At 67.1% G+C, this 23,663-nt stretch carries 20 protein-coding genes; 4 read left to right on the top strand and 16 right to left on the bottom strand.

From position 1 onward, the window contains the following. Positions 1-14: 14 nt before the first annotated feature. Complete coding sequence (locus N5C91_RS27110) at positions 15-338, top strand: cytochrome c3 family protein (RefSeq protein ID WP_279833305.1); 324 nt, start codon at positions 15-17, stop codon at positions 336-338. A 135-nt stretch (positions 339-473) separates the two neighbouring features. Here the strand turns inward: N5C91_RS27110 and N5C91_RS27105 are convergent, their stop codons facing one another. Both N5C91_RS27105 and N5C91_RS27100 read right to left on the bottom strand, forming a co-directional pair. Then, positions 474-1,262: a carbon-nitrogen hydrolase family protein gene (locus N5C91_RS27105; protein ID WP_279833303.1), complete on the bottom strand. Its 789-nt coding sequence runs from the start codon at positions 1,260-1,262 to the stop codon at positions 474-476. Between the two features lie 92 nt (positions 1,263-1,354). Further along, positions 1,355-3,037, bottom strand: a complete 1,683-nt coding sequence (locus tag N5C91_RS27100; protein WP_279833301.1) for an NAD(P)/FAD-dependent oxidoreductase — start codon at positions 3,035-3,037, stop codon at positions 1,355-1,357. A 238-nt stretch (positions 3,038-3,275) separates the two neighbouring features. On the opposite strand from N5C91_RS27100, the gene N5C91_RS27095 reads away from it, so the two are divergent. Then, positions 3,276-3,704 carry an Lrp/AsnC family transcriptional regulator gene (locus N5C91_RS27095; protein ID WP_088417584.1) on the top strand — a complete coding sequence of 143 codons (429 nt, stop codon included), beginning with the start codon at positions 3,276-3,278 and terminating at the stop codon, positions 3,702-3,704. A 176-nt stretch (positions 3,705-3,880) separates the two neighbouring features. On the opposite strand, the gene lysA is transcribed toward N5C91_RS27095, so the two are convergent. After that, on the bottom strand, positions 3,881-5,125 hold the full coding sequence (gene lysA, locus N5C91_RS27090) for a diaminopimelate decarboxylase (RefSeq protein WP_279833297.1): 1,245 nt from the start codon (positions 5,123-5,125) through the stop codon (positions 3,881-3,883). 79 nt (positions 5,126-5,204) lie between these two features. Continuing rightward, positions 5,205-6,140: a LysR family transcriptional regulator gene (locus N5C91_RS27085; RefSeq protein WP_236173604.1), complete on the bottom strand. Its 936-nt coding sequence runs from the start codon at positions 6,138-6,140 to the stop codon at positions 5,205-5,207. Positions 6,141-6,250: 110 nt separating this feature from the next. Between N5C91_RS27085 and N5C91_RS27080 the strand changes: the two genes are divergently transcribed. Then, positions 6,251-6,625 (top strand): hypothetical protein, encoded by a 375-nt coding sequence (locus N5C91_RS27080; RefSeq protein WP_279833296.1) that lies wholly within the window; start codon positions 6,251-6,253, stop codon positions 6,623-6,625. Positions 6,626-6,756: 131 nt separating this feature from the next. On the opposite strand, the gene N5C91_RS27075 is transcribed toward N5C91_RS27080, so the two are convergent. The 9 genes from N5C91_RS27075 to N5C91_RS27035 all read right to left on the bottom strand — a co-directional run bounded on the left by N5C91_RS27075 (position 6,757) and on the right by N5C91_RS27035 (position 19,767). After that, positions 6,757-7,515, bottom strand: coding sequence for a hypothetical protein (locus tag N5C91_RS27075; RefSeq protein WP_279833295.1), 759 nt, complete (start codon positions 7,513-7,515; stop codon positions 6,757-6,759). A gap of 55 nt (positions 7,516-7,570) precedes the next feature. Continuing rightward, positions 7,571-10,663 carry an error-prone DNA polymerase gene (locus N5C91_RS27070; RefSeq protein WP_279833292.1) on the bottom strand — a complete coding sequence of 1,031 codons (3,093 nt, stop codon included), beginning with the start codon at positions 10,661-10,663 and terminating at the stop codon, positions 7,571-7,573. After that, positions 10,660-12,069 carry a DNA polymerase Y family protein gene (locus N5C91_RS27065; protein ID WP_279833290.1) on the bottom strand — a complete coding sequence of 470 codons (1,410 nt, stop codon included), beginning with the start codon at positions 12,067-12,069 and terminating at the stop codon, positions 10,660-10,662. The genes N5C91_RS27070 and N5C91_RS27065 overlap by 4 nt, the downstream gene beginning before the upstream one ends. A gap of 7 nt (positions 12,070-12,076) precedes the next feature. Further along, positions 12,077-12,691 carry a translesion DNA synthesis-associated protein ImuA gene (gene imuA, locus N5C91_RS27060; RefSeq protein WP_279833289.1) on the bottom strand — a complete coding sequence of 205 codons (615 nt, stop codon included), beginning with the start codon at positions 12,689-12,691 and terminating at the stop codon, positions 12,077-12,079. A 942-nt stretch (positions 12,692-13,633) separates the two neighbouring features. Further along, positions 13,634-15,949 carry an ATP-dependent DNA helicase gene (locus N5C91_RS27055; protein WP_279833287.1) on the bottom strand — a complete coding sequence of 772 codons (2,316 nt, stop codon included), beginning with the start codon at positions 15,947-15,949 and terminating at the stop codon, positions 13,634-13,636. Continuing rightward, complete coding sequence (locus N5C91_RS27050) at positions 15,946-17,595, bottom strand: VRR-NUC domain-containing protein (protein WP_279833285.1); 1,650 nt, start codon at positions 17,593-17,595, stop codon at positions 15,946-15,948. The genes N5C91_RS27055 and N5C91_RS27050 overlap by 4 nt, the downstream gene beginning before the upstream one ends. A gap of 288 nt (positions 17,596-17,883) precedes the next feature. After that, complete coding sequence (locus tag N5C91_RS27045; RefSeq protein ID WP_236200057.1) at positions 17,884-18,822, bottom strand: class I SAM-dependent methyltransferase; 939 nt, start codon at positions 18,820-18,822, stop codon at positions 17,884-17,886. Between the two features lie 58 nt (positions 18,823-18,880). Then, complete coding sequence (locus tag N5C91_RS27040; protein WP_279833282.1) at positions 18,881-19,366, bottom strand: ATP-binding protein; 486 nt, start codon at positions 19,364-19,366, stop codon at positions 18,881-18,883. Further along, complete coding sequence (locus N5C91_RS27035; protein ID WP_279833280.1) at positions 19,363-19,767, bottom strand: SgcJ/EcaC family oxidoreductase; 405 nt, start codon at positions 19,765-19,767, stop codon at positions 19,363-19,365. The genes N5C91_RS27040 and N5C91_RS27035 overlap by 4 nt, the downstream gene beginning before the upstream one ends. 270 nt (positions 19,768-20,037) lie before the next feature. Between N5C91_RS27035 and N5C91_RS27030 the strand changes: the two genes are divergently transcribed. Next, the gene (locus tag N5C91_RS27030; protein ID WP_279833278.1) at positions 20,038-20,664 is read left to right on the top strand and encodes a DUF4157 domain-containing protein; all 627 of its coding nucleotides are present in this window, start codon (positions 20,038-20,040) and stop codon (positions 20,662-20,664) included. A gap of 4 nt (positions 20,665-20,668) precedes the next feature. Here N5C91_RS27030 and N5C91_RS27025 read toward each other — a convergent pair whose 3' ends face one another. The 3 genes from N5C91_RS27025 to N5C91_RS27015 form a co-directional block, all read right to left on the bottom strand. After that, positions 20,669-22,162 (bottom strand): efflux transporter outer membrane subunit, encoded by a 1,494-nt coding sequence (locus N5C91_RS27025; RefSeq protein WP_279833276.1) that lies wholly within the window; start codon positions 22,160-22,162, stop codon positions 20,669-20,671. A 21-nt stretch (positions 22,163-22,183) separates the two neighbouring features. Beyond that, on the bottom strand, positions 22,184-22,492 hold the full coding sequence (locus N5C91_RS27020) for a hypothetical protein (protein WP_279833274.1): 309 nt from the start codon (positions 22,490-22,492) through the stop codon (positions 22,184-22,186). Between the two features lie 66 nt (positions 22,493-22,558). Beyond that, on the bottom strand, positions 22,559-23,662 hold the full coding sequence (locus N5C91_RS27015; RefSeq protein WP_236173589.1) for an ABC transporter permease: 1,104 nt from the start codon (positions 23,660-23,662) through the stop codon (positions 22,559-22,561). Between the last annotated feature and the right edge of the window lies 1 nt (position 23,663).

The following is a 23,663-nucleotide window of genomic DNA, read 5'->3' as shown; positions in this document are numbered from 1 at the left end:
CCTGGATCGGGCTTTTGCTTGTTTCAGTCGTGGCGCTGTCGGTGGGAGCGTGGTTCGCCCACGGGCATTGGCAACGCAGCCGGCCGCTGATGCCGTTGGCCTTCCCCCACGAGCCGCACGCCTCGGTGAACTGCATCACCTGTCACCACGACTACAAGGACCAGTCGCCTTCGGTCTCCGGCAACCGCACCTGCATTCTCTGCCACAAGCAGAGCCCGGCGCTGGCGGTGCGTATCGAGGCGGATTTCCATCGGCTGTGCCAGAGCTGTCACCTCGAACGATTACAGGCTTTCCACGCCAGCGGGCCGGTGCGCAGCTGCCAGGCTTGCCATCGCTGAGGGAACCTGTAGGAGCGAGCTTGCTCGCGAACAGATTCGCCCGCGGCTTCGGCGTCAGGCGGGTTCGCGAGCAAGGACTAGGCGTCCCCCTCGGTCCTACAAAAAATAAAGCCCGGCGTGATGCCGGGCTTTTCTTCAGCTGCGATACAGCACCGGCCGCCGCAAGTGCACGTAGCTGTAGCCCTCGCGCGCCAGGGCGATGCGTTGCGGGTCCAGCTCGGCTACCAGCAGTTCCTCGCTGTGCTTGGCCTTGGTCAGCACCTGGCCGTCGGGGGCGACGATGCTGCTCAGGCCGCAGTACTCGATTTCGCCCTCGCTGCCGACATAGTTGGCGTAGGCGAGGAACACCTGGTTCTCGTAGGCGCGGGTCGGCACCAGGACCTGGGCGACGAACTCGTAGGGACGCATGTTGGCGGTGGGCACCAGCACGATATCCGCGCCTGCCAGCGCCAGAGTGCGCACGGCCTCGGGGAACTCCACGTCGAAGCAGATCAGCAGGCCGATCTTCCAGCCGTCCAGCTCGAAGATCGCCGGCGGCTCGTCGGAAGCGCTGAACTGGCTGCGGTCGAGATCACCGTAGAGGTGGGTCTTGCGGTAGTTGGCGCGGCGTTCGCCCTGGCGGTCGATCAGCTGCACGCTGTTGAAGATGGCGCCGCTGCTGTCGCGCTCCGGGTAGCCGTAGAGAATGCCGAGCTTGTTGGATTGGGCGATCTCGGCGATGCGCCGGGCGGAGGGGCCGTCGGCGCTTTCCGCCAGCTCCGCGACGCGTTTAGCGCCGATGTTGTAGCCGGACAGGAACATCTCCGGCAGCACCAGCAGGTCCGCACCGTTCTGCACCGCCTGCCGGGCAGCCTGCTCCAGACGCTGCAGGTTGCCGGCGACGTCCTCGGGGCCGGGCGGGCACTGGTAGAGGGCGAGGTACATGGTGTTCTCCTTCGAAATGCGCAAGGCCGGGACCAGGCAGTTTGCACCTGAACCCGGCCCTGCGCGAGCCGCTCTTCACTGAGTGGAATGAATCAATCCGGCAGCACCATCGGGCCAAGCTCGGCGAAGCGATCGCCAGGGCCGGGGTTCTGCGGATGGGTGGCACCGCCGAAGTGCTTCATGATGCCCCACACGGCATTGAGCGAGGTCTGCACCGCGCCTTCCACCCAGGCTGGGGTCCAGGACACATCGTCGCCAGCGATGAAGATGCCGCGCTGTTCGGCGGGCATGTCGTCCTGCATGAAGTGCGCGTACATGCGCTGGTTGTAGCGGTAGTGGCCCGGCAGCGCGCCCTTGAAGGCGCCGAGGAAGTGCGGGTCGGCCTCCCAGGATACGGTGATCGGGTTGCCGATGATGTGCCCGGCGATGTCGACCTTCGGGTAGACCTTCTTCAGTGCGTCCAGGGCCAGCTGCACGCGCTTCTCCACCGGGTGCGGGAGCATCTTCATGGCGTCGCTCATCCAGGAGTAGGACAGGCAGATCACCCCCGGCTTGTCGTCGCCGTTGTCGAACAGGTAGGTGCCGCGGGTCAGGCGGTCGGTGAGGGTCATGCTCATGACGTCGCGGCCGGTCTGCGGGTCCTTGTCCTTCCAGAACGGCCGGTCGACCATCACGAAGGTCTTCGAGGATTGCATGTAGCGGGTGCGGTCCAGGGCCATCCACATCTTCTGCGAGAACAGCGCTTCCTCGCATTCGATCTGGGTGGTCAGCAGCCAGGTCTGGCAGGTCGCCAGGACGGCCGCGTAGTGGCGGGTATCGCCCCAGTAGTCGGTGACGGCGAAGGTGCCATCGGTGGCGCGGGCGATCTTCTTCACGCCCGGGCGCGGTGCGCCGTTGTGCAGCGAGGCCAGGGAGGTGCCGGCCGGCCAGTGCGCGCAGTTTTCCGGCACGTGGCTCCAGATGCCGCGCGGTACCTGCTCGACACCGCCTACGACCAGATGCTGGTGGTCGTCGCAGTTGGTCATCACCACGCGGAAGATTTCCAGCATGGAGTTGGGGAAGTCCGAATCCCAGCCGCCGGTGCCGAAGCCGACCTGGCCGAAGATTTCGCGGTGCTGGAAGGACAGCCGGGAGAAGGCCTTGGAGCTGGCGACGAAGTCGTAGAAGGTGCGGTCGTCCCACTTGGGCACCAGCTCGTCCCACAGAGCCTTGAGCTTGACCGTGTCGCGCTCGCGGATGGCTTCCTGGATCTCGGAGAAGCGCGCGCCGTCTTCCAGCGCGTCGGCCCAGGCCTGGGCGACTTCGCGGAAGATTTCCGGCAGGTCGTCGATCTTCTCCGCGTAGTGGCTGGTGCCTTCCAGGTCGACCACGGTGCTGCCCGAGGCCGGGGTCAGCGGGTTGGGGAAGGGCCGGGTTTCCAGGCCGAGCTTGTCGACGTAGTGGTAGAAGGCCGTGCTGGACACCGGGAAGCGCATGCCGCCCAGCTCGGCGATGATGCCCTCGGCGCCTTCGAAGGTCTCCGAGCGCAGGCGACCGCCCATCTTCGAGGCTTCATAGACGACGGGCTTCAGGCCCATCTTCATCAGCTCGTAGGCCGCCACCAGCCCGGAGATGCCGGCGCCGACGATGGCCACTTCCTGGCCGTGCTTCTCGGCGGGGATGCTGCCCAGGCCGGCGGGGTGCTCGATCCAGTCGTCGAAGGCGAAGGGGAAGTCCGGGCCGAAGATGGTCACCGGTTTCTTGCCGGGGGTGTGGGGATGGCGGTTCTTGTGCATTGGAGGCTCCCTTCTATTTTTTTTCGACGTACGCGGCGTGCCGGCTTGTAGCACCAGCTTGGCAAGGCTTTCTGCGGCCCGCAGAGGCCAGTCGATGGATGGCGCGCGGGCAAAGAAATGGCGAGCTGTGAGGGCTCGCCGTGGCGTCCACTATTGCAAAGGCCGTCGTTGAAATGAACCTGACAATCTGCAAGATTGGCGAGAGTATTCAGGCAGATTGATCAATCCAATGAGCAATATGACGAAAAATGCCGATGCGGCCCTGTTGAACCTGTTGCGCGCCAACGCCCGCGAGTCGATCTCCGAACTGGCGCGCAAGCTCGGGGTATCTCGTTCTACGGTACAGAGCCGCATCGAGCGGCTGGAGCAGCAGGGCATCATCAGCGGCTATTCGATCAAGGTGTCGGACAGCTACGCGCAGTCGCTGGTGCGCGCCCACGTGCTGGTGACGGCGCTGCCGAAGCTGTCGCACCAGGTGGTGCAGGCGCTGGAGAAGATCGCCGAGGTGAAGACCCTGCATTCAGTGAGCGGCAACTTCGACATGATCGTGATCGTCGAGGCGCTGTCGATCCGCGACCTGGATGCGGTGCTGGACCGCATTGGCGCGCTGGACGGGGTAGAGCGGACGATGTCGTCGATCATCCTGTCGACGCGCATCGATCGGTGAGGGGTTTCTCTTGCTGGAAATACGTGCCGGCGGTTTCCCCTCACCCCAGCCCTCTCCCGGAGGGAGAGGGGGCGGACCGTGCCGACTGACGCCTTGGTTTCATCCTGTACCGAACGGTCCCCTCTCCCGCTTGCGGGAGAGGGTTAGGGTGAGGGGCATTTGATCTTACGGAGCGATCAGCCCAGGTCTTCTTCCAGCGCCAGCAGCTCTTCCACGCGCTGGCGGCGGCGGATCAGCCTGGCTTCGGTGCCTTCCAGCAGCACTTCGGCGATCAGCGGACGGCTGTTGTAGTTCGACGACATGGACGCGCCATACGCGCCGGTATCCTCGATCAGCAGCAGGTCGCCGACCTGGGCGCGCGGCAGGGCGCGGGGGATGACCACGCCGCCGTCACCCTGGGTGAACACGTCGCCGGACTCGCATAGCGGGCCGGCCACCACGGTGTCGATCACCTCGCGGCTGGCCACGTCGCCGGCCAGTACGCGGATGCCGTGGTAGCTGCCATACATGGACGGGCGCATCAGCTCGTTGAAGCCGGCGTCCACCAGCACGAAGTGGTTGCGGCCGGCGTCCTTGGTGGCGCGTACTTCGCTGAGCAGGCAGCCGGACTGGGCGACCAGGTAGCGGCCCGGCTCGATCTCCAGGTGCAGTTTGTGGCCGACCACGGCTTCGGCGGCCTTGCGCGCCTTGTCCCACAGCTGGAAGTAGTGCGCGGTGTCCACTTCCGCGTCGCCGGCGCGGTAGGGGATGGACAGGCCGCCGCCGGCGGAGATGCCGGACAGGTCGTGGCCGGCGTCCTTCACCTGCTGCACCAGGCCGAGCATGGCTTCGCCGACCTGGGCCAGGTGGCCGTAGTCGACGCCCGAGCCGATGTGCATGTGCAGGCCGACCAGGCGCAGGCCGCGTTCGCGGATCACGTCCAGGGCGGCGCGCAGGTCGCTGTGCCAGATACCGTGCTTGGAGTGTTCGCCGCCGGTGTTGGTCTTGTTGCTGTGGCCGTGGCCGAAACCGGGGTTGATGCGCAGCCACACCGGGTGGCCGGGGGCGACTTCGCCCAGCTGGCGGAGCATGTCGATGGAGCCGGCGTTCACCGGGATGCCGTGCTCGACCACGGTTTCCAGGGTGGTGCGGTCCAGCAGGTCGGCAGTGAAGACGATCTCGGATTCATCCTCGCGGCACGAGTAGCCGGCGGCCAGGGCACGCAGCAGTTCGCCCTGGGAAACGGCGTCGACTTTCACCCCCTGTTCGCGCATCAGGCGCAGGATGTGCAGGTTGGAGCAGGCCTTCTGGGCGAAGCGGATGATATCGAAGCTCTTCAGACGCTCGATCTGGCTGCGGATGGTGGCGGCGTCGTAGATCCACAGCGGGGTGCCGAATTGCAGGGCGAGCTGTTCGGCGCGGGGCAGGGCGAGGGAAGTCATGAATGGGCTCCGAAAGTAGATGCCGCTAGTCTACCGGGCCTTTGTCTGGCTGAATAATGCCGCTTGTTATTCGGTCAATTCATTTTTGATATAGGGTGCAGCCAACGCCGGCTTCGCGCAGGCGCTGCACCAGCACGCCAGCTTCTGCCTGAAGTGCCGCGACGAAGCGCTCGCGCAGCGGCGTAGCGGGGCGGTACAGCGGCTTCGCCACGCTCACCTGGAACGGCAGCGAGAACGCCAGCGGGCGCAGCTGGATGCCCTGGCCCTGGAACATCAGCGCGGTGATCGGGTTGACCACGGCCAGGCCCAGTCCGGCGCGGACCATGCTGCACACCGAGACGGCGCTGTGGGTTTCCACCTGCATCTGCCGCTGCACGCCGGCGCCGAGGAATACCGCGTCGATCAGGTGCCGATAGCGGTCGCTGGTGGCCAGGCTGACGAAGGGCTGGCCGGCGAAATCCGTTGCTTCCAGGCGCTCGCGGGCCAGCAGCGGGTGGCCATCCGGGAGAATGCACACCTCGTCCACTGCCAGCAGCGGCTGCAGCTCGGTGCCGCGCGGGGCGTCGTCGTTCTCGATCAGACCGATGTCGTGGTGCTGGGCGCTGAGGGCCTCTTCCAGATGCGGCGACTCCAGCGCCGCGACTTCCAGGCTGATGGCCGGGTTTTCCCGGCTGAAGCGTCTGCAGGCTTCCGGCAGCAGCGCCTGGGATAGCGCCGGCAGGCAGCCGATGGAGAACTTGCCCTCGGCGAACTGCCCCAGGCTGCCGGCGAAGGCGACGATGCGCTCCAGTCCGCTGAAGGAGCGCTCCACTTCCTCGAACAGCATCAACGCCCGCGCCGTCGGCGCCAGCCGCCCGCGCTCGCGCAGGAACAGCTCGAAGCCGACCAGTTGCTCCAGCCGCGCCAGCTCGCGGCTGACGGTGGGCTGGCTGGTATGCAGGAAGGCCGCCGCACGGGTGACGCTGCCGGTAGTCATGACGGCGCGGAAGACTTCGATATGGCGGAGGCTGATCATGCTCGGAGCCGGAAGGGGGGATGGCGGCAGCGTAAGGTGTCCGCGCGGTCTCGGCAAATCGGCCGGGGTTGTGTAGTGTCGGGCCGTCATTGAAAGGAGCGACAAGGCTGATGGAAGGCGAACGATCCTTGCCCGGTGAACCCGGACTCGCACGTCTGGCGTTCTGGGTCCTGGCGGGTGCTGCGCTGGCCCTGGCGCTCGCCGCGGCGGGCATGGCGCTGGCGATGTTCCTGGTGCTGGGCAGTGATATCGGGGCGCTGAGCGATTACGGCCGCTTCCACGCCATCCTGGTTCCCGCCGTCCTGTGCAGTGCGTTGTTCGCGCTGGGGCAGATATTCTGGCTGATGCTCCGCAGCTGCCGCGCCCGCGTGGTACTGGTTGTGCTCTACGCGCCTTTCGCGCTGCTGATCTGGGTGGGCTTCACCGGGCCGTACCTGTTCTCGCTGTCGGTGGCCGAGCTGGTCATCTACCTGCTGGGAGGCTGAGCGCTCCCGGTAGGATGGGTATCGCTGCGCTCCACGCCATCCTACGAAGCAGTATTCCTGCAAGACTTCCTGGCGCCGCCGGACTCTGCAGGGCGAATAACGCCTCAAGCGTTATCCGCCGCCTTGGGGGATCAACCCCCGGCGCGTTCGCACCAGCCGAGGTTGGTCTTGGCGGCGCGGACCTGTCGCAGGTAGCCGTCGCAATCTGCCGGGGGCAGGTAGCGATCGCCGCTGTCGCAGATGGCCGTGTTGTCCTCCTGGGGGCCGCCGTAGCGCTTGGCATCCTCGATTATCGACTCCAGCGTGCTGCGGCAAGCCTTGCCCTGGCCGAGTTTGGCCTGGGTCAGGGCCAGGTCGTTGCGGGTAGTGAGTTCCTCCAGCCAGTGGAGGGTGGCCTTGCAGTCGCTCAGCAGCGGAGCGAGCAGGCGCTCGGCGCCGGCGTAGTCCTTGCTGTCATAGAGCCTCTTGAAGCGATTGCGGGTCTGGCGCAGGGCCGCAGTGCTGCAGCCGGCTGCCGGCTTCAGGTAGCTGCCGCCGAAGCTGGCACGGGCGCCGCAATAGCCCCGGCAGCTCTCGTTCTGCTCGTTGTCGACCTCGATGCCGTTGCTCTGCAGCTTGAACTTCACGTTGCAGACGCCTTCCTGCCAGTCCTCGCGCAGGTTGGCTTCGCCGTTGCGGATGCTGCCGTCCAGCGAGCAGGAATGGCCGTTAGCGCCGAGGGATTCGAGGCTGAAGCTCTGCTGGCCATTGACAGCCTTCTGGATGATCAGGCTGCCCCATCCGCCCTTGGCCAGGTATTCCCCGGCGGGCAGCGTGGTGTCGGCGGCTTGGGCGGTACTGGCGAGAGCGGCGAAAAGCAGGGAGAGCAGCGAGCGTCCGTTCGATTTCATGGGTCCATCCAGGGTTTGCATGACTGGGGCACATGATACCGCTGCGAGCCGGTGGCTAGTGGAAATCCCGGCTGCGCACATCCAGCCCTTCCAGCAATCCGCTCAAATCCGTCAGCCGCCCGGCGATCACATGGCGCACGCCGTCCTTGGCTTCCAGGGTGCCGTCCACCTGCATCAGGCGGGCGCTGAGGAAGGGGCGGCGCTGTTGTTCGGCAAGGTCGCGCCAGACGATCACGTTGATCATGCCGAACTCGTCTTCCAGGGTGACGAAGGTGACGCCGCTGGCCGTCCCCGGCCGTTGCCGGCCGACCACCAGGCCGGCGACACGCACCGGGCGATCAGCTTCGAGCTTGAACAGGTCCCGCGAGCTGCGGCAGCGGCGGGCCCTGAGGGCGCCGCGCAGCAGGGTCATGGGGTGTGGGCCGAGGGTGGTGCCGAGGGTCGCGTAGTCGGTGAGCAGGTCTTCGCCACGGCTGGGCAGCGGCAGGCTGACCGGTGCTTCTTCGGTGACCTGGCCGGCGAACAGCGGCAGTTGCGGCTCGACCCCGGCGATCGCCCAGCGCGCCTTGTGCCGGTGGCCGGCGAGGCCACGCAGGGCGCCGGCGTCGGCCAGTTGCTCGCGGGCGCGGTTATCCAGGTGGGCGCGCAGGCAGAGGTCGGCGGCATCGGCGAAGGGGCGTTGCTCGCGGGCCTGGGCAATGGCATCGGCGACTTCTTCACGCAGCCCGCGCACCATGCGCAAACCGAGGCGGATCGCCGGCTGGCGTTCGGCGATGGGTTCCAGGGTGCAGTCCCAGTGGCTGTGGCGCACGTCCACCGGGCGAATCTCCAGGCCATGGCGGCGGGCATCCTGCAGCAACTGGTCGGGGCTGTAGAAACCCATGGGCCAGCTGTTGATCAGTGCGCAGGTGAAGGCCGCCGGCTCGTGGCATTTCAGCCAGCAGCTGGCGTAGGTAAGCAGGGCGAAGCTGGCGGCGTGGGATTCGGGGAAACCGTAGCTGCCGAAGCCCTTGATCTGTTCGAAGATGCGCGCGATGTACTCCTGCTCGTAGCCCTTGGCGGTCATGCGTTCGAATAGCCGTTGGCGGTGCGGCTCCAGGCCGCCGTGGCGTTTCCAGGCGGCCATGGAGCGGCGCAGGTGGTCGGCTTCGCCGGGCGTGTATTCGGCGGCGATGATCGCCAGTTGCATCACCTGTTCCTGGAACAGCGGCACGCCGAGGGTGCGCTCGAATACTGGCTTGAGTTCCTCGGAGGGATAGACGACCGGCTCTTCCTTGTTCCTCCGGCGCAGGTAGGGATGCACCATGTCGCCCTGGATCGGGCCGGGACGGACGATGGCGACTTCGATCACCAGATCGTAGAACGTCTCGGGTCGCAGGCGCGGCAGCATGGCCATCTGCGCGCGGGACTCGATCTGGAACACGCCCACGGTGTCGGCGCGGCTGATCATCGCGTAGGTCTCCTTGCACTCCTGCGGCAGGGTGGCGAGGGTCCAGTGCTTGCCGCGATAGTCGGCGATCAGGTTGAAGCAGCGGCGCAGGGCACTGAGCATCCCCAAAGCGAGCACATCGACCTTGAGCAGACCGACGGCGTCGAGGTCGTCCTTGTCCCACTGGATCAGGGTACGCTCGGGCATGGCGGCGTTTTCCACCGGCACCAGGGTTTCCAGCGGTTGCTGGGAAATGACGAAACCGCCGGGGTGCTGCGACAGGTGCCGGGGGAAACCGACCAATTGCCCGGTCAGCGCCAGCACTCGCCGCAGGATCGGGCTCTCCGGATCGAAGCCGGCTTCGCGCAGGCGGTCGGTGTGCGGCGCTTCGCGGCTCCAGGCACCGCAGCAGTCGGCCAGCGCGCCGACCTGATCCGGCGGCAATCCCAGCGCCTTGGCTACGTCACGCACCGCGCCGGCGCCACGGTAGGTACTGGCCACGGCGGTGAGCGCGGCGCGCGTGCGGCCATAGCGGCGGAACACGTACTGGATGACTTCCTCGCGGCGGTCGTGCTCGAAGTCGACGTCGATGTCCGGCGGCTCGTTGCGCTCGCGGGAGATGAAGCGTTCGAACAGCAGGTGCACGTGCTCGCGAGTCGGGTCCAGCTCGGTGATGCCCAGGGCGAAGCAGACCACCGAGTTGGCCGCCGAGCCGCGTCCCTGGCAGAGAATGCTTTGGCTGCGGGCAAAGGCGACGATGTCGTAGACCGTGAGGAAGTAGCTGTCGTACTTAAGCTCGGCGATCAGCGCGAGCTCATCCTCGACACGCTGGCGGACGGCGGCATTGGCGCCGTCTTTCCAGCGGCACAGGATGCCTTCCTCGGTCTTCTCCCGCAGCCAGGTGGTGGGCGTGTGGCCTTCGGGCACCAGCTCGCGCGGATACTGATAATCCAGTTGACCGAGATTGAAGCTGCAGCGCTCGGCGATCTTCAGCGTCTCCGCCAGCAACTCGGCCGGATAGATCGCCGCCAGCGCCTCCTTCGTTCGCAGATGTCGCTCGCCGTTGGGATAGAGGTACTGTCCGGCCTCGTGCACCGGCAGGTGCTGGCGGATAGCGGTCATGCAGTCCTGCAGGGCGCGGCGGCCACGGATGTGCATGTGCACGTCGCCGCAGGCCACGGCGGGGATGGCCAGGCGCGCGGCCTGTTCGCGCAGGCGGCACAGCTTGCCGGCGTCGTCCGGGCCCTTGTGCAGTTCGACGCCCAGCCACAGGCGCTCGGGGAAGCGTTCGCGCAGCCACAGGCCGTCAACGTCCTGGTCGTCTCGCGGCAGCCAGATCGCCAGCAGGTGCTCGAGGTTGTCGTCGAAGTCCGCGCGCACCAGACGGTAGCTGCCTTTCTCGGCGCGACGGCGGGCATGGGTGAGCAGGCGGCAGAGGTTTTCGTAGCCAGTGAGGTTCTCCGCCAGCAGCACCAGTTTCGGGCCCTGCTCGATGCTCAGTTCGCTGCCGGTGATCAGGGGGATCTCGGTTTCCTTCGAGGCCTGCCAGGCGCGGACGATGCCGGCCAGGCTGCATTCGTCGGTGATCGCCAGGGCGCGGTAGCCGAGCTTCTTCGCTCGCCCGAACAGCTCGGCGGCGCTGGAGGCGCCGCGCTGGAAGCTGAAGTTGGACAGGCAGTGCAGCTCGGCGTAGCCGGGGCCTTCATCCGGCGCGTTCATGCGAACCAGCCGTGCAGCAGCAACGGGCCGTCTTCGCCCACCGGGCGAAACACCCAGGCGCGCTGCCCGCTGCGGGTGCGTACCTGGTAGTAGTCGCGGCGGATGTCCTCGCCGTCCCACCAGCCGGATTCGATGCGTTCAGGCCCGGCCAGCAAAGTCGGGGCGAACTCGCGCAGCGGTTGCGGCTCTGCCAGCAGCCAGCCGGGGCGCGGGACCTCGGCAATGGGCAGGTGTGGCGTGGCGTTGCCTTGCCAGGCGCGCTCCGGGCGATGGTCGGCGAGGCCGCCGAGGCTGTGCACGGCGTCGTCGCCCAGTCGCGCGCGCAGGCGTTCGCGCAGTTGTTCCCAGGGTTGGGATTGCTGCGGGCGGTCGTCGAACAGCTCGCGGTGCTGCGGCACGAAGGGCGGCAGGTCTTCGGCCAGTAGCCGCACGCTGTGCACCGGGGCGCGCAGTTGCAATTGCTCCAGGCGGCCACGGCTCAGCTCGAAGAGCATCGCCGCTTCGCGCTCGGCGCTGAGCAGGCCCACCGGCATCTGGGTGTCCGGGCCGTCGTGGTGCTCCAGGTGCAGGACGAAGCGCTGCACGCCGCTGTCGCGCCCGACGAGGAAGGCGCCGAGGTCGGCGGTCAGGCGGCGCAGCGGGAAGAGCAGGGCCTGGGTGGATTCCACGTCGAAGTTCAGCTCGATGCGCGACTCGAAGCTGTCCGGCGGCCGGTAGAACTCCAGGGCCAGCGGGCGCTGGCCGAGCAGGGTATCGACCTGCCGCAATACCTGCGGCGGGAAGCGCCGGGCCAGGCTCTCGCGCGGCAGGGCGAGCAGTTGCTGCAGGTTGCGCAGGCCCATGCGGCCCAGCGAAGTGGCGGCGTCGCGCTCCAGGCCCAGGCGCTCCAGCGGCATCCTGCCCAGGTACTGGTGCAGTTGCTGGTTGTCGTGGATTGCCACGCCGTCGTGACCATTGGCGAGGATGCGTGCGGCGGCTGGATTGGGCGCGGCGGTGATGCGATGACGGAAGCCCAGGGCGCTCAACTCCTCGCGCAGCCGCGCCTCGAAGCGCGGCCAGGGGCCGAACAGTTGCAGGCTGGACTGTACTTCCATCAGCAGCGCACGCGGGTAGTGCTGGCTGACCTGCGAGCTGAAGCCGTAGGCCCAGGCGGCCAGCAGGTCCTGCCAGCGCTGCACTTCGCCCAGGTCGTACTCGGCGGTTTCGAAATCGCGGCTCAGAGCCTGGGCGGCGGTGAGCGACTGGCCGGGCTTGAGCCCCAGCGCCCGTGCCGCCGGGTTCACCGCCTGCAGCACGCGGCGTTGCGCTGGTCCGGTGAGCAGCGCCAGGGCCGCGTCCGGCTCGGGACGGCCACGGAGCGCGCCGTCCATCGCCAGTTGCGGCAGGAGAATGCAGGCCCAGAGCATGCCGGCCTCAGTGCCAGGGCAACGGGATGGGCCGCGCCGGCGCCAGCCCGCCACGGCACTTGAGTACGCGCAGCTGTGCCGGGGTGGCGTCCAGCGCCAGGCGCAGTGCGGCGGGCGATGGGTTGAGCGCTTCACGCTGCGAGCGGTAGGCGATGGCCAGGGTCTGCCCGGTCTCGGCAGCTACCTGCAGGCGGCGCAGGGCGCGGTCGTCGGCCTGCTGCGGCCAGCACAGCACGGCGCCACAGCTGCCCGAGCGCAGGCACTGCTCGGCGGCCCAGAGGGCATCTCGACCTGTGGCGCGGACGATGCTCAGTTGGTCGAGCAGCACACCGGCCGCCTGCCAGGCTGCCGGGTAGGGCACGTGGGGTGGGCCGACCAGCACGATGCGCTCGCCGGCTGCACTGAGCCGCGCGAGGGTCGGCCAGACCAGTTGAAGTTCGCCGACGCCTTCCTGGGCCAGGAGGATTTCGCTGAGCGCGGCTTCTGGCCAGCCGCCCGTGGGCAGGGCTGCGTCCAGCGTAGGGTGGCCGGTGGGCTGCTGGCTGGGTGGCAGGCCCTGGGGCTGGCCTTTCCAGACCTGGCGCTGGTGGAACAGGGTGTCGAGCGCGACCACGCTGCCCATCACGGCCTCCCGGCCGGCGAGCGGCGACGCTCATGCGCCCGGCAGAAGGGCCGGGGGCGAAGGATGGGTGGGTGTTGCATGGGGTTGCTCGGAAATAACTGTATGGATGTACAGTTTATCCGGTGGGGTGGCGCCGTCAATGGCGGTTGGTCTGGATGGGGCTGGGTGCGCTGGCGTTCTGTAGGAGCGGACTCCGTCCGCGATGTGTGTGCCTCGCGCTTTTGTTTCCCGCGTCGCGCCGGAGTGCGCGCAGGCTTCCTGTTTCGCCCCCTCGGGCGAGTCACTTTGCCAAACGACGCAAAGTAACCAAAGGTCTTGCCCCTCCATCCGGTTTTCGCTTAAGCGAAAAATTCCCTCGTTGAAGCGAAGTTTCAGGGGCACGCTGCGACGGGCCATCCCTGGCCCATCGCAGCTCTCGCGACATCCATGTCGCTCAACCCCTGAAACTCCGCTTCAACGAGGCCTCCTGAAAGGGGCGTTCGGCGTGTGTGGATATTTCTCTGGAAATCTTCAAGGGCCAAACCTAATCCAAATCCAGAGCTGTTCGTTCATAGGAGCGCAGCTTCTCCGCGATGTGCTTGGTCGAGACAACACGAAAAAACAACAAAGAAAAACCATAGGTCCAGGCGCGCAACCGCCCCTTACAGGAGGCCCCTCGACGCCACCATTTTCGGGGTTTGGCGGCATGGATGCCGCCAGAGCCGCGATGGGCCAGGGATGGCCCTTCGCGGCGTGCCCCTAAAATGGTGGCGGCGAGGGGGAACCCAGCGAAGCCGGGCCGTATGTCGGGGCAAGCGCTTTTGGTTACTTTTCTGGCGTTTGAGAAAAGTGACTCGCCCGAGGGGGCGAAACAAGAAGCCTGCGCGTACACCTAAGCGGCGCAGAAACGCCCAACCCGAAGCCAGGCATGCTCCGCTCCTGCAGGGAATGCCAGGCGATGGGCTACAGCAACAGATACCCCAGCGGCGCCTTGAACTGCGGCGGATCGGCAACGAACTTCAGCCGCTCTGGCTTCCACCACCCCGGCAACAACCGCCGCACGGCGGGCTGGTTGAATCGATCATCGAGCAGGTAAATCACCCCCGAATCCGTCGGCGTGCGGATCACCCGGCCGGCCGCCTGGACGACCTTCTGCAAGCCGGGGAACAGGTAGGTGTAGTCGTAGCCGTCGCCGAACATGCCCTGCATGCGCTGCTTGATCTCCTCGTTGACCTCGTTCACCTGCGGCAGGCCCAGCGTGGCGATGAAGGCGCCGATCAGGCGGTCGCCCGGCAGGTCGATGCCTTCGCCGAAGGCGCCGCCGAGCACGGCGAAGCCGATGCCCTGCGAGTGCGGGGTGAAGCGGTCGAGGAAGGCCTGGCGCTCGATCTCGTTCATGCTGCGCGACTGCACCCAGCGCGGAATATCCGGGTGCTCGGCGGCGAAGCGCTCCAGCGCCTGCTGCAGGTAGGCGTAGCTGCTGAAGAACGCCAGGTAGTTGCCGGGGCGTGCGCGGAACTGCCGGGCCATCAGCGTGCTGATCGGCGACAGGCTGGCCTCGCGGTGCTGGTAGCGGGTGGACAGGTTGCTCAGCGCGTGGACTTCCAGTTGCTCGGCGCGGAAGGGCGATTCCACTTCGCGCCAGGTGGTGTCTTCCGGCAGGCCGAGCAGGTCGGCGTAGTAATTGGCCGGGTTCAGCGTGGCGGAGAACAGCGTGGTGCTGTGGGCCGCCTCGAAGCGCGGTTCGAGGAAGGGCGCCGGCACCACGTTGCGCAGGCATAGGGTGGAGAGTGTGCGCTGGCCGCTGCCGTCGTGGCGGGTGATGTCGAACAGCGAGTGCGGTCCGTAGGCTTCGGCCAGCCGGCAGAACAGCATGGCATCGAGGTAGAAGCGCAGCAGTTCGGCCTCGTTGCCGGTGGGCTGGTCGGTGAGGTGGTCGGTGATGGCGCTGACGGCTTTCTGCAGCGCGGCGATGAACAGGTCCGGCACCGTCGGGTAGATCTGGTAGTCGACCTCCTGGTCGCGGTGCATCTGGTTCCAGTGCCGGCCGACGCGCTCCAGCACGCCTTTCAACCCGGCCGGGGCGACCTTGCGCAGGGCGTTGAACTCGGACTGGTCGAGCTCGGCGCTGTACATGCCGCGGCCGCGCTCGATGAGGTTGTGCGCCTCGTCCACCAGCAGGGTGACCTTCCAGTCGTTGAGCACGGTAAGGCCGTAGAGCAGGGCGCTCATGTCAAAGTAGTAGTTGTAGTCGCCCACCACCACGTCGGCCCAGCGGCACAGTTCCTGGCTCAGGTAGTAGGGGCAGACCTGGTGCTGCAGCGCCACCTCGCGCAGTGCTTCCTGGGTCAGCCAGCGCTGCTTGAGCGCGGCCTCGCGGGCGGCGGGCAGACGGTCGTAGAAACCCTTGGCCAAGGGGCAGGAGTCGCCGTGGCAGGATTTGTCCGGGTGTTCGCAGGCCTTGTCGCGGGCGACGTGTTCGAGCACGCGCAAGGGCTGCGCGGCGTCCTGCTGGCGCAGGGTCGCCAGGGCGTCGAGGGCCAGGCGCCGGCCGGGGGTCTTGGCGGTGAGGAAGAACAAGCGGTCGAGCTTCTGCCCGGGGAAGGCCTTGAGCTGCGGGAACAGGGTGCCAAGGGTCTTGCCGATGCCGGTGGTGGCCTGGGCCATCAGCGTCTGGCCGTCGCGGGCGGCGCGGTACACCGATTCGGCGAGCATGCGCTGGCCCTGGCGGAAGTCCGCGTAGGGGAAGCGCAGTGTTTCCAGCCCCTGGTCGCGCTCGACGCGGTGGGCGCTTTCCTGCTCGGCCCATTTCACGAAGCGGCTGCATTGCAGCTCGAAGAAGGTCCGCAGGTCATCGGCGGCGAAGCGCTCGCGGAATAGCGTTTCCTTCTGGGTGATGACGTTGAAGTAGACGACGGCGAGATCGATGGCATCGATCTCCAGCGTCTGGCACAGCAGCCAGCCGTACACCTTCACCTGTGCCCAGTGCAGCAGCCGGTGGTTCTGCGGGATGCGTGCGACGTCGCCGCGGTGGGTCTTGATCTCTTCCAGCAGGTTGGCGTCGGGGTCGTAGCCATCGGCGCGACCGCTGACCACCAGCCCCGGATACTCGCCGCGCAGCGGCAGCTCGGCGATATAGCCAAGCCCCCGCCGCGAGACCACCGTGGCGTGCCCGGCCATGCCTTCCTGGGCGGTGGGCGCGGGGGTGAAGCGCAGGTCGAGGTCACCTTCCTTGGCGGTGAATTCGCACAGCGCGCGCACGGCGACGGCGTAGCTCATTGGCTTTCGTCCGCCTCGCCCTGCCAGCGCACGTAGCAGACTTCCACCGGCATGCCGTGCTCGGCGCAGAAGGCCAGCCAGCGCTTCTGATTATCCTGCAGGCGGTCGCCGGGGCCTTTCACTTCGATCATCCGGTAGCGTGCCTCGCCGGGCCAGAACTGGATCAGGTCGGGCATGCCGGCGCGGTTGGCCTTAGGGTCGGCCAGCAGGCGCGCGAACCACAGCTTCAGGTGCGCGGCCGGCAGGCAGTGCAGGGCCTGCGCCAGCAGACTCTCGTCGAGCAGCTCCCAGTGCACGAAGGGCGAGAGGATGCCGTGCTTGGCCGTGTAGGTTTCACGGATCGCCGCCAGATAGGCGTCGCTGTCCAGCAGTGCCAGGCGTGCGGCGAAGGCCTCGGCGCGGCGGCTGACGAAATCGCCGCGATACAGATCGCTCGGCCCGGCCTGGAAGGGGTGGAAGAAGGCGCCGGGCAGCGGGGCGAAGATCACGTCCCAGCAGAGCAGGCCGAACAGGCTGCAGACCAGCGCGTTCTCCACGTAGTGCACTGGCGCTTCTTCCTCGTGGAGCACGGATTGCACGGCGAATTCGACGTTGACGTCGGGGCGCGGCAGTTCCAGGTCGATACGCAACGGCGGTACGGGCTTGGCCGCTTTTTCCTTCGGCAGCCCGAGTTGGCGGACCAGTCGTGTCAGCGCGCGCTCCACAAGCTGCAGCTCGCCGTCGCTTTCCGGCGCGGCCAGCGCGGCCTGGGCCAGGGCATGCGCATCCTCGAAGCGCTGTAGACGTTCCAGCACGCGGATCTGCCGCTGCCGCGAGCCGCCGGCGGTGGTGCGCTGATAGAGCGCCAGGGCGGCGTCCAGCTCGCCGTCACGCTCCAGCTGGTAGGCCATGCGGTAGAGCAGGCGGCCGTGGCGGGCTTGCAGGTAGGCGTTGTCGCTGCGGAACTCGCTCAGCTCGACCAGCAGCTCGGCGATGGATTCGCCAGCGTCGAAGCGGACGGCGCCGTTCCACAGGTGGATGTAGGCCTCCAGCTCGTCACGACGGCGGAAGGCGCGGGAATCGGCGGTGAAAGGGACGCTTTCGTAGCGGAAGATGCCGAGGTCGGCGAGCACGAACTCGGACCAGTCCTGCTGCAGGTTGCCGAAGAACAGCAGGCGCAGGCGGTCGCACAGCGGCGTCGCCATCAGGGTGTAGAGGCGGTCGAGGTCCGGGTACCAGCTATCGAACGGCTGCACCTGCTGGTGATAGGCGTACAGGTGCTCGTAGAGCTCGGCCTTCTTCAGCGAGGCGCGTGGCAGGTCGTCGCGGAAGCGCGCAAGCAGTTCGTCCTTGAGCAGCAGCGGCAGCAGTTCGTGCAGTGTCAGCGGGTAGTCGTCGGCCAGCCAGCCCAGCTCCAGCAGCGGTGCGGCGGCTTCGGGGATATCGCCGATCTCGGCATAGCTCAGCTTGCCGGCGCGAAAGTGCGGTCCCTTGCGCATCACCAACCGCACCAGCAGCGCCCGCGAGGGCAGCGGCAGCGTGCGGAAGTCCGTGATGAAGCGGGCTTCCTCGGCGTCGAGCAGGTCGGCGTAGCGTTCGTCGATCCAGTCGAGGGCGCGGTGGAAGTTGGTCAGGTAGTAGAGGCTGGGGTCGAGCGGCGCGGACATCGGCGGGCACTGGTTTTACATACAGTGCCAAGGATGGCGCGATGGGGGCTTGGCCGCAAGGGCTCTGGCGGCCTTTCATCGGGAGATGTCGGGGTTTTCTGTAGGAGCGTCCCATGGGCGCGATCGCGGGCATGACCCGCTCCTTCAGGAGCAGCGGCATCAGCTCTGTAGGATGGGTGGAGCGAAGCGATACCCATGCGGCGGGTGCTCGGAATCGATGGGTATCGCTTCGCTCCACACCATCCTACGGTCGCTCTTTGCTCTACCGCATCGCACCGACTCAGCGGATCAACCCAGGCGGAACACCAGCGCCTTCAGGCCGCTGTCTTCCTCGATGTCGGCGAATTCCGGCGGGTTTTCCAGGCGCTCGACGAAGCGCAGCTGCGGCGCCTCGGCGGCCATGCCCTGGAGCAGGAAGTCGACGCCCACTGCCGGGTCGTTCACGCAGGCCAGCACGGTGCCGCTGCCATCCAGCAATTCCGGCAGGCGGCGCAGGATACGGGCGTAGTCCTTGTCGAGGACGAAGCTGCCTTTCTGGAAGCTCGGCGGGTCGATGATGATCAGGTCGTACGGGCCGGACTTCTTCACCTTGCCCCAGGACTTGAACAGGTCGTGGTCGAGGAAGCTGACCCGCGACAGGTCGTGGCCGTTCAGGCGGTGGTTGTCACGGCCACGGCTGAGCGCGGCGCGGGCCATGTCGAGGTTGACCACTTTCTGCGCGCCACCGGCGATCGCCGCCACGGAGAAGCCACAGGTGTAGGCGAACAGGTTGAGCACGCGCAGGCCGGCCGAGTTGGCCTGTACCCACTGGCGGCCGTAGCGCATGTCGAGGAACAGGCCGTTGTTCTGCTTGCGGCCCAGGTCCAGCTGATAGCGCAGCCCGTGCTCGGTGATCTGCCAGCCATCGAATGCCTCGCCGTGGAGCACTTCCATCGTGCTTTCCAGCGTGTAGCGGTGCTGCAGCATCAGGCTGCGCGCAGCGGTGGCACGCCAGGTTTCGCTTTGCGCCAGTTCCAGCAGCATCGCTCGCAGCGCGGCCAATTCGTCCTCGGCCGGCTCGCGGAACAGTGACACCAGCAGCACGCCTTCCAGCCAGTCGGCAGTCACCTGCTCCAGCCCCGGCCAGCGCCGGCCGCGGCCGTGGAACAGGCGGCGGGTTTCCACGGGGGCGGGGTTGAGGGCCGCAAGCAGTTGCTCGCGCAGGGTGGCGATGGCGTCGGTGTTCATCTTTCCGGTCTTTCTGATTCAGGTGATCGGGGGCAATCGGGGCGGCGATTCTACGCGCTCAGGCGTCATGGCGCTGCACCTGCAGTTTTTCCTCCGGGCGCGGGGCGACGAAGTAGCGGTTGAGGGATTCGTAGCCGGCCGGGTCCAGTGGCGCGGCCAGCGGCGCCAGGGCGTGGCGGGCGAGCAGGCGGCTGCGGCAGGTGGCCGGGTCGACGTCGAGGAAGTGCAGGCAATGCGCCGCGCCGGCCTGTTCGGCCAGGTCGATGAGCCAGCGGCGGTCGGCCAGGGTGTTGGCGGGGATGTCCAGCACCACGCTGGTACCGGCGCGCAGCAGGCCGACCACATGCGGCCCTATCACCTTGCGCACGCGGCGGGCATAGAGCTGGTAGTCGTCGGGGTTGCTGATGCCCCAGGGAAACAACTCCGCCAGCCACTGTTCCTCGGCCAGCATCACAGTGCCTGGCGCCTCGGCCAGCTGCCGCGCCAGGCAGGACTTGCCCGACGCCGCCTTGCCACACAGCAGGTGCAATGTGCCGGTACTCATGTCGTCGCCTCCAGCAGGTCGGTGCCGTAGGAGTTGTCCACGGCGCAGCGCCAGGCGCCATCGGCCTCGCGGCGAAAGACGTAGGTGGCGCGGCGGCTCAGCTTGCCGTGGCTGGTGTCGAGCAGGGTCTGTGCGACCACCAGTGCGGTGTCGCCGGCTTCGAGGATTTCCAGGCGGCCCTGGCGCACCCGCAGGTTGTGTCCGAAATGCTCGGCGATGGCGACGAAGGCCTGGCGGATCTGCTCCTTGCCACGCGCCAGCAGGCCGGGTTTGACCACCAGCAGGGCGTCGTCGGTGTAGAAGTCGATCAGCGCGTCGAAATCCTCGCGGCCGATGGCTTCGTCGGCGGCCAGGATGAGCGCTTGCAGGGGATGCTGCTCGGGGTGGGTTGCCTGGTCCATCAGTGTCTCCTCGATCGGGAGCCTCGGACGGCGGGCATTAAAAAACCCGCCGGGAGGCGGGTTTGGTTGTTCGCGGAATGCGCTAACCCACCATCGGAGCGATGGTGGTAATAATCTGCTGGAAGGTGCGGTTGGCGGCATTCATGGGGCAGAAGCTAGCAGAAAATTCCTGCGCTGCGCCAGTGCTCTTTTTTCCTCGCGCCGTGGCATGATCGCGCCGCGCCGTGGTCCAAACGCCCAGTCTTCCTCCACGCTGTAGCGGAGCTTTCCATGCCACTCCTCCTACCGACCCGCTTCCTGCGCGCGCTGACGCTGCTGGCCGGGTTGGCCGTTTGCGCGCCAGCCTCCGCGGTTGCGCCCAGTTGCCCGGCGGGGCAGCGCCAGGTCTGCCTGGACAGTTGCATGTGCCTGCCCGACCTGGGTGCCGTGCTCGGCCCGGTGTTGTCCGATACCCGCAAGATGGCCGCCCAGGCCCTGGCGGTATGGCTGCAGCAATCCCGCGAGCAGGCGGAGCAGGGCGGCACCGAGCCGATCCCACTGGAAATCCGCGCTCAGCTGCAGGGCTACTTTTCCGATGACGTGCTGATGGGCGCGCGCTACTCCACCGGCGCGCTGGACCAGCTCAACGCCGCCCAGGCGATGATGCAGAACCCCGACACCGAGGCCGTTACCCTGGTCGACGTGATCGTCTTCCGCCGCGAGGAAGACGCGCAGAAGGACGTCGCGCTCTGGGCTCACGAACTGTGGCACGTCAAGCAGTACCAGAAGTGGGGCGTGCAGGGCTTCGCCACACGCTATACCGAGGACTTCGACGCCGTGGAGGCGCCGGCCTACGAAATGGCGCGGCGCGTGGCGAAGGACCTGCGTGATGGCAAGCTGGCCTCGCCGGCGCCCTGAGTCCCTATCGGCTGGCGGACGCTTCCGCCGGCGGCGTGCCGCCGCCCAGCGCCTTGCACAGGGCGATCAGCGTCAGGCGCAGCTGGGTATCGCTGTCCACCACGTCGCGGCGTGATTGCAGGTAGGCGCGCTGGGCGTCCAGTTCCACCAGGAAATCGGTGAGGCCACCGGCATAGCGGGCCTTGGCCATGCCATAGGCGGCGTCGCTGCTGCGCAGCTTTTCCTGCAGGCGCTGGTTGCGCTGGCGTTCGGCACCGTAGTGACTCAGTGCATCGTCGACTTCCTGCCAGGCCTTGAGCACGGTCTGCTGGTAGGACACGGCGGCTTCCTGCTGTTCCAGCTTGCGCAGGTTGATCTGCGAGCGGCGCCGGCCATTGTCGAAGAGCGGCAACGACAGGCTCGGCCCGACACTCCAGGTGCGGCTGCCCCAGTCGCTGAACTTGCCATCCTCCACCGATTCGTAACCGAAGTTCGCGCCCAGGCGAATACTCGGATAGAGGTCGGCCACGGCCACGCCGATGTTGGCGGTAGCGGCATGCAGCTGGGCTTCGGCGGCGCGGATGTCCGGGCGGCGGCGGGCCACTTCCGAGGGCAGGCCGAGGCTCAGGTCCGGGGTCTGCGGCGCGTTCTGCGCGACGGGTTTCAGGTCCTCGCGCAGGCTGCCCGGTTCGGCGCCGATGAGTACGCCGATCTGGTTGATCGCCGCGCTTTCGCTGGCCTGCAGTTGCGGCAGGCTGGAGCGCAGTTCGGCGAGTTGGCCGCGCTGGCGTTCGACGTCGAAGTCGTCCACCAGGCCGCCGTCGGCTCGCACCTGGATCAATTGCATGGATTCCTCGGTGGCTGCGATGTCCTGCTGCGCCACGGCAATTTGCTGCTGCACGCCGCGCAGCTCGAAGTAGCTGCGCGCCAGTTCCGCCGAAACGCCCAGGCGGGTTTCCTCGAACATCGCCTGCTGCGCATCGACGCTGGCATCGGCGGCCTCGACGGAGCGACGGATGCGGCCCCACAGGTCGGGTTCCCACGAAGCATCGAAACCGGCCTGGTAGAGCGTGAAGGGCTCGGCCAGGACCTTGGCGATCTGGTCGCTGTCACCGGTGGGGGCGATGCGCTGGATCATCAGGGCGTTGGAGCCGTTCTCGCTCAGGCGCTGGCGATTCACCGCGGCCGAAGCGTTGACGTCGACGCCGCGCTGGGCCGCCACCATCTGCCGCTGCATGCGGCTCTGGGCGAAACGCAGCACGGCGGTCTTGAGGTCCGGGCTGGCCTTGTCGGCGCGGCGTTGCAGGTTGTTCAGCACCGGGTCGTTGAACAGGCTCCACCAGTCCGCGCCGAGGCGGGTGCTGCCTTCGGCCAGATGCAACTGGCCGCTGCCGGAGTGGGCGGCCTGCCAACTGGCCGGCGTCTGGGTTCTCGGCGCCTCGTAGTCGGGGCCCACGGCGCAACCGGCGAGGCTGCCACCCAGCAGGGCCAGGGAGACGAAACGGGAGGTGCGGTTCATGGCTGACACCCTCTTGCAAAGCTAGTCATCGGATGTGCCCTCGAAGCGTCGTGCGACATAGCCCATCAGCAGCCCGCCGAAAATGCCGATCACGCCGCAGGCCAGGCCCATGGAACGGTTGGTCACCATGCCGACGTTCTTCACGTGGGTGGGCAGGCCAAGCAGGCCGATGAACAACAGCATCGCCACCGACAAGGCGATCAGGTAGATGCCGCCCGCGCGCCAGGACTGGGTGGGAATGCCTTTCCTGCGGCAGTAGCGGTGGCCCAGCCAGAACGGCAGCAGAAGCTGGGTGACGAGGAAGACGATGAAGCTGCTGGTGTCGCTCATGGCTGTCCATTTCCGAAATAGTCCCCTGCCAGGGTATTGCATTCGCTGGCCATGCCGGGTGATCCGTTACGCAAGCCGGTGGCGGAACAGCCACGAGGCAAGCGGCAAGGTGACGGCGGCGACCACCAGCATGGGGATCAGGTTGAGCCCCACGTCGGCCAGGGTCGCGCCTTCGAGGTAGACCCGCTGGATCAGGTCGATGCCGAAGCGCAGCGGGTTGGCGTAGGTCACGATCTGCAGGAACTCGGGCATGTTGCGCACCGGTGTGGCGAGGCCGGAGAGCAGCGTCAGCGGCATGATCAGCACGAAGGTGTAGAGCATCGCCTGCTGCATGTTCAGCGATACAGCGGAAATCGACATGCCCAGCCCAACGCAGGCAATGGTGAAGACCGCCAGCCCGCCATAGAGGTTGAACAGCGAGCCTGCCATCGGTATTCGGAACCAGAACAGCGCCATCAGCAGCACCAGCGTGGCCTGCAGCATGCCGATGAGCAGCGGCGGAATGGCCTTGCCGAGCATGATTTCCAGCGGCGTGTAGGGCGTCACCAGCAACTGATCGAAGGTGCCCTGTTCGCGCTCGCGGGCCACCGAGAGGGCGGTGAGCATCAGCGTCTGCATCATGCTCAGGGTGGCGATCAGCGCGGGGATCAGCGGCCAGCGGGTTTCCAGGTTGGGGTTGTACCAGGAGCGGCTGACCACGCTGATCGGCGCCGAGGCCAGGCCCTGCTCGCGGTTGAACTCATCCACCACCACGGCGAGCCCGGCAGCGGCGGAGCCGGCGGTGTTGGAGTTGCGCCCGTCGAGGATGACCTGAATCGGCGCCGGGTCGCCCTGGGCGAGGCGGGTCTGGAAGTCCGACGGGATGTGGATCACCAGCAGCGCCTTCTGCTCGTCGATCACCGTCTGGATTTCCTCGACGCGGGTGAGCGTTGCCACGCGGTGGAAGATGCCGCTGCCGTCCAGGCGAGAAATCAGGCGCGTGGAGGATTCGCTGTGGCTCAGGTCGAGCACGGCGTAGGGCGCGTCGTTGAGGTCGAAGGTCACCGCGTAGCCGAACAGCACGCTCTGCATCAGCACCGGCGCCACCAGCACGATGCGGTTGGCCGGGTCCTTGAGGATCACCAGCAGTTCCTTGCGCCACAGGTTGAGGATGCGCCAGAGGAATTCCATG

This window comes from Pseudomonas sp. GD03903 (assembly GCF_029840045.1).
Lineage (GTDB): Bacteria > Pseudomonadota > Gammaproteobacteria > Pseudomonadales > Pseudomonadaceae > Pseudomonas > Pseudomonas pseudonitroreducens.
Note: the sequence above shows the minus strand (reverse complement) of the source record. Positions and strands in the feature narration are given on the sequence as shown.